This is a genomic window from methanotrophic endosymbiont of Bathymodiolus puteoserpentis (Logatchev) (genome assembly GCF_900128525.1).
Classification (GTDB): Bacteria; Pseudomonadota; Gammaproteobacteria; order Methylococcales; family Methylomonadaceae; genus Methyloprofundus.
This window is the reverse complement of record NZ_FQTQ01000201.1, coordinates 1-5,751: the sequence shown is the minus strand read 5'-3', so window position 1 is coordinate 5,751 and position 5,751 is coordinate 1. Positions and strand designations below refer to the sequence as shown.

The 5,751-nt window shown below is 41.4% G+C and carries 3 protein-coding genes; all 3 read right to left on the bottom strand.

Annotation, left to right across the window (positions count from 1 at the left end; all coding sequences use genetic code 11):
- Window positions 1-332: 332 nt before the first annotated feature.
- Window positions 333-3,500, bottom strand: coding sequence for an efflux RND transporter permease subunit (locus BQ7314_RS14715; protein WP_174484447.1), 3,168 nt, complete (start codon window positions 3,498-3,500; stop codon window positions 333-335).
- On the bottom strand, window positions 3,497-5,080 hold the full coding sequence (locus tag BQ7314_RS14710) for an efflux RND transporter periplasmic adaptor subunit (RefSeq protein WP_174484446.1): 1,584 nt from the start codon (window positions 5,078-5,080) through the stop codon (window positions 3,497-3,499). The genes BQ7314_RS14715 and BQ7314_RS14710 overlap by 4 nt, the downstream gene beginning before the upstream one ends.
- Window positions 5,073-5,751, bottom strand: a 679-nt coding sequence (locus tag BQ7314_RS14705) for a TolC family protein (RefSeq protein WP_174484445.1), incomplete at its 5' end; no start/stop codon positions are given. The genes BQ7314_RS14705 and BQ7314_RS14710, both read right to left, overlap by 8 nt.

The following is a 5,751-nucleotide window of genomic DNA, read 5'->3' as shown; positions in this document are numbered from 1 at the left end:
AAATTTCCATACCGGATATATTTTGTACATTAGTCGTTGCTACGGCTTGTAAAGAAGAAGCCTCATATTTAGTACAAGCACTTAAAAACAATACCAATAAAATAAATAGTTTTTGCATCTTACTTATCCTCTTTTTTATAGTTCATCACGTAATACCCCTATCAAAATGCTAAGTTCATTAAAAAATTCCTAGCATAGGTGATAGTACAACACCATTTTTATACCGACAGGTAAAGAAACAATATTTACCTAATATTTCAACCGCTTTTAGCACGGAATAATTCATCAAAAAATGGATGCTGTACTAATCTGTTCATTTATTTTTTAAGCGTCTATTCCGCTTGAGTTTTCTCAAGTTCTCGCCTTTTTAGCCATTCCTGCCCTTGCAAGACTAAACTGTAAATAACCGGAAAAACCAGTAAGGTTAATAATAGTACGGTAAACATCCCTCCTAATACCGGTGCTGCAATCCTCTGTGTCACATCAGCACCGGTACCGGTACTCCACATAATAGGCACTAAACCAATCATTGTGGAAAATGCAGTAATTGCCACTGGACGTACCCGTAAAGCTGTTGCAGATTCAACGGCTTCTCTAATTTCCGGTGAGGATAACAACCGTTGCTTGCTGCGACGCAATTGCGCTATTTCAATATCAATAAAGTTTAAGACCATCACTCCGGTTTCCGCTGCCGTACCCGCTAAGGCAATAAAACCAACATAGACCGCCACAGATAAATTAAAGTCATAGGCATACACAATCCAGATACCGCCAATCAAGCCGAAAGGAACGCTTAACATCACAATAACAGGCTCTGTCATATTGCCAAAGGTGAGATAAAGCAAAAAGAAAATCAGCAATAAGGTAATAGGGACGACTATTTTTAAACGTTTCGCCGCTCTTTCCATATATTCAAACTGGCCTGACCAAGTAACGGTGTAACCTGCCGGAATATTAACCTGTTCAGCAAGTACCTGCTTGGCTTTCGCAACAAAGCCACCAATATCTGAACTACTAATATCCACATAAATCCAAGCATTAGGGCGTGCATCTTCACTTTTAATAGAGGGTGGACCACGCCTTAAATTCAATTCGGCAACCAAGGCCAAAGGAATTTGGCTATTAGTCGGCGTAGGAATTAATACCCGTTTTAAGCTTGCAAAATTATCCCGTAATTCACGCGGATAACGTAAATTAACAGGGTAACGCTCCAAACCTTCTACCGTTTCTGTGATATTTATTCCACCAATGGCACTTTGAATCACATCTTGCACATCGCCTACCGTTAAACCATAACGTGCAGCCGCCTCACGATTAATATCAAAATCAAGATAATATCCCCCGACGGCTCGGTCACCAAAAGCAGAAGTGGTTTCTGGCAAGGTTTTCATAGCCATTTCTATTTGTTGCGATACATCTTGTAAGATATTTAAATCCGGCCCTGAGACTTTGATACCGATAGGTGTTTTAATCCCCGTTGATAACATATCAATACGCGTTTTAATAGGCATGGTCCAAGCATTGGCAACCCCTGGGAATTGAATGGCTTTGTCCATTTCACTCATTAAGACTTTCGTGGTTTTTTTAGGATCAGGCCATTCTTCTCGCGGTTTTAAACGCACGGTTGTTTCCATCATGGATAAAGGCGCCGAATCCGTTGCTGTTTCGGCACGTCCCACTTTACCAAAGACATGATGTACCTCAGGAAAGGTTTTTAATATCTTATCCGTTTGCTGTAATAATTCCCGTGCTTTGGTAATAGAAATACCCGGGAAAGTCGTCGGCATATATAAAATATCACCCTCATCCAATGGTGGCATAAACTCACTACCGATTTTTGATAAAGGGTAATAGGTTGAACCCAGTAATAATACCGCTATAATCAAGGTGATACTGCGAAACCGCATGGCAAGCTTTAATACAGGGCTATGCAAAAAGTGCAAACCCCGATTGATTGGGTTTTTATGTTCGGGAATGACTTTACCCCGAATAAAATACCCCATTAACACCGGCACAACGGTAACGGTTAAGATAGCCGCAGCCCCCATCGCATAAGATTTGGTAAAGGCCAGCGGACTAAATAAACGTCCCTCTTGTGCCTGCATGGTAAAAATGGGAATAAAGGAGACGGTAATAATCAATAGCGAGAAAAATAAGGCAGGCCCTACTTCACTGGAAGCTTCACGAATCGCTTGCCAACGCTCGTCATTGGTTAAGTCCCTATTTTTCTTTTCGCGCATATCAGCCAAGTGTTTATGCGCATTTTCAACCATCACAATCGCACCATCGACCATATCACCAATGGCGATAGCAATACCACCTAATGACATGATATTGGCATTTAAGCCCTGATAACGCATCACGATAAAGGCAATTAAAATACCTAATGGCAAGCTAATGACAACGACTAATGACGAGCGTAAATGTAATAAAAACAAGCCGACCAATACACTGACAATAATTAACTCTTGAACCAATGCCGTGTTGAGTGTTTCAACCGCACGATTAATTAAATCACTACGATCATAGACCGGTACGATTTCAACTCCTGGCGGTAAGCCTTTCTTAAGCTCTTCCAATTTTTCTTTAACGGCAGTAATGGTTGCTTGTGCATTTTCACCAAAACGCATAATAATGACACCGCCGGCAACCTCACCCTCCCCATTTAATTCAACAAGACCACGACGTAATTCAGGCCCTAAATGAACATGTGCGATATCCTGCAAGCGGATTGGCGTACCATTGGCATCCACACCGACCGGAATGGTATTTAAATCGGCAACTGATTGAATATAACCTAAACCTCGTACCATATATTCGGTTTCTGCCATTTCGACCAAACGCCCACCGACATCATTATTAGAGCGTTGAATCGCTTTTTTGACTTTAGACAATGGAATGTTATAAGCCTGCAAAGCATTGGGATCGACCTCAACCTGATATTGTTTGACGAAGCCACCAATAGAGGCAACTTCAGAAACACCTTTAACGGTTTGCAATGGGTAACGTAAGTACCAATCTTGTAGTGAACGTAATTGAGATAAATCATGCTGGCCGGTTTTATCGACTAATGCATATTCATAGACCCAACCCACGCCGGTGGCATCAGGACCTAATGTCGGTGTCACACCATCAGGTAAATCACCACTGACATAGTTTAATGATTCTAAAACACGAGATCGCGCCCAGTAGAGATCAGTACCATCTTCAAAAATAATATACACAAAAGACAGTCCAAAAAATGAATAACCACGTACCACTTTTGAATAAGGAACTGCAAGCATTGCGGTGGTTAACGGGTAGGTTACTTGGTCTTCCACAACTTGCGGGGATTGCCCCGGGTATTCAGTAAAGACGATAACTTGTACATCAGATAAGTCAGGAATCGCATCTAAAGGCATACTTTTATATGACCAATAGCCGCCAGCACCCAATAAGATAGCCATAATAAGGACAATGACTCTATTTTTAATAGAGGCTGCAATAATTGAACTAATCACTTATTGTCTCCTTGTACTACATCACTCATATTTTCATGATTCATGCCTTCATGATTCATGTTTTCATGGCTCATGTTTTCGTGGTTCATACCTTCATGATTTATATTTTCATGATTCATGCCTTTATGGTTCATGTTTTCATGGTTCGTATCCTGTCCCTTTATCACAGACTCTTCCGTAGAGGTTGAACTTTCACCCACAACATCATTCAACATTTTTGCGGTTGCTTCACGTAACTTTGACTCTGAATCAATTAAGAATTGTGCCGATGTCACCACTTCTTCACCTTCTTTAACCCCTTTTAGTACAATAACTTTACCACTAGACGATAAACCTAATGTAACGAGCCGTGGCTCAAACTTCCCAGGTTCGCGCACCACAAAAACCTGATTGCGTGGCCCCGAACGAATAACCGCTTCAGAAGGAATGATGATTGCATCTTTTTGTTTGTCTGCAAAAATAGTAATTTCAGCAAACATTTCCGGTTTTAATAACAAATCCGGATTATCAAAGACAAGGCGTACTTTAATCGTACGGGTTTTTGCTTCTGCATAAGGGTAAATGTAAGTTAAATGTCCCTTAAATGTTTTACCTGGAATACCGGCTAATTGCATTTCAACCGAGTCACCTTCTTTAACCCAAGGCAATTCATACTCATAAATATCAGCGTATACCCAGATTTTACGTAAATCAGCAATCATATAAATTTCAGTTGCTGGGGTAACAAATTGCCCTTCACGCGCCCCAATTTTCATGATAATACCTGCTTCAGGCGCATGAATATGTAAGCTTTTTTTAACTTTATGCGTGCGTTGCAATTCACGTAATTGATGCTCGGGCACATCCAATAATTTTAAGCGTTCACGTGAACTGATAACCAATTCTTCAGCACCTTGCCGAATATCTGCAATAGGACTCGCTTCCAAGGCTTTCAAATTATTTAAAGCAAGAATATATTCCTGTTGACTGGCAACCAATTGCGGTGAATAAATACTTAATAAGTCGGTATTCTTTTTCACCCATTGCCCGGTTTTATCAACATGTAATTTCTCTATCCAGCCCTCTGTTTTAGGATGAAGGTGTACCATACGTTCTTCATCATAATCCACTCGCCCTACGGCACGCACAGTATGCGAGAGGGATGCTTTTACTGCTTTTATGGTACGCACACCAATATTTTGTATGGTTGTACCATCAATTTTAACCGTCCCTGCTGGGGCTTTTGCATCGGTATCGCTTTCCGCATACACCGGTACATAATCCATTCCCATCGAATCCTTGGCAGGCGTTGGCGAAGTGACCGAAGGATTCATCGGGCTACGATAAAAGAGTATTTTACGTTCTGCGGGCTTTTCAGGCTCTGCATAGACAGGCACATAATCCATCCCCATCGAATCCTTGGCAGGTGTTGGCGAGGTAACCGATGGATTCATTGGGTTGCGGTAAAATAAAATTTTTCTGGCTGTCGAACCTTCTGTTTTTGCCTGTGTAGCCGCTTGTTTTGAGTCTGCATACCAATAGCCACCCGCTAAGCCAACGGTTAACATGATAGGGGCAATCATTAATGCTGTTTTATTCATAAATTTCTTCCTTGCCAACAACGGCCGTTAATTGTGCGAGTGCCTGATTAGCTTCGGTTAACGCTTTCCAGTACTGTGTTTCGTAGTTATATAAAGTAATTTGGCTGCGAACTAGGTTTAAAAAATCCACCTTGTTAACCTGATAACCTGCCAACATAGAGGCAACGGTTTGTCTGGCTTGAGGAATAATGCCTTGTTTAAAGAGCACGACTTGATCTTTGCTTTGATGAAAGTCACTGTAAGCTGTTGAGATTTCAGCACGCACATTATTCCATTGATCTTTTAAGGCATAGCGTTGCTGCATCAGTTCACTATGACGCTGATCAACCGCTTTAGCTTGTTTACTCGCGGCAAAAATAGGGACAGTCATACTGAGCTTTAAGCTAAGAAAATCGGCACGCTCCTGCCCAGACAGTGTATCTGCTCGACCACCATAAAAAGCACCCACTTTAAAATCTGGGAAAAAATCCTTTTTGGCAAGATCAAGTCGAGATTGCGCCGCATTGATGGATTCACGCCGAGATGCCAATATGGCGCGATAATCCTCAGCTTGCGCAAACAAGCGGCTTTGAGTTTGTAAAACCGGAAGACTCTCTTTTGTTTCTTCAGGAAGGGAAAAAAGATGGTTAGCAGGCTGATCCAACAATGCATTAAGCTGAGCTTTAGTCGTA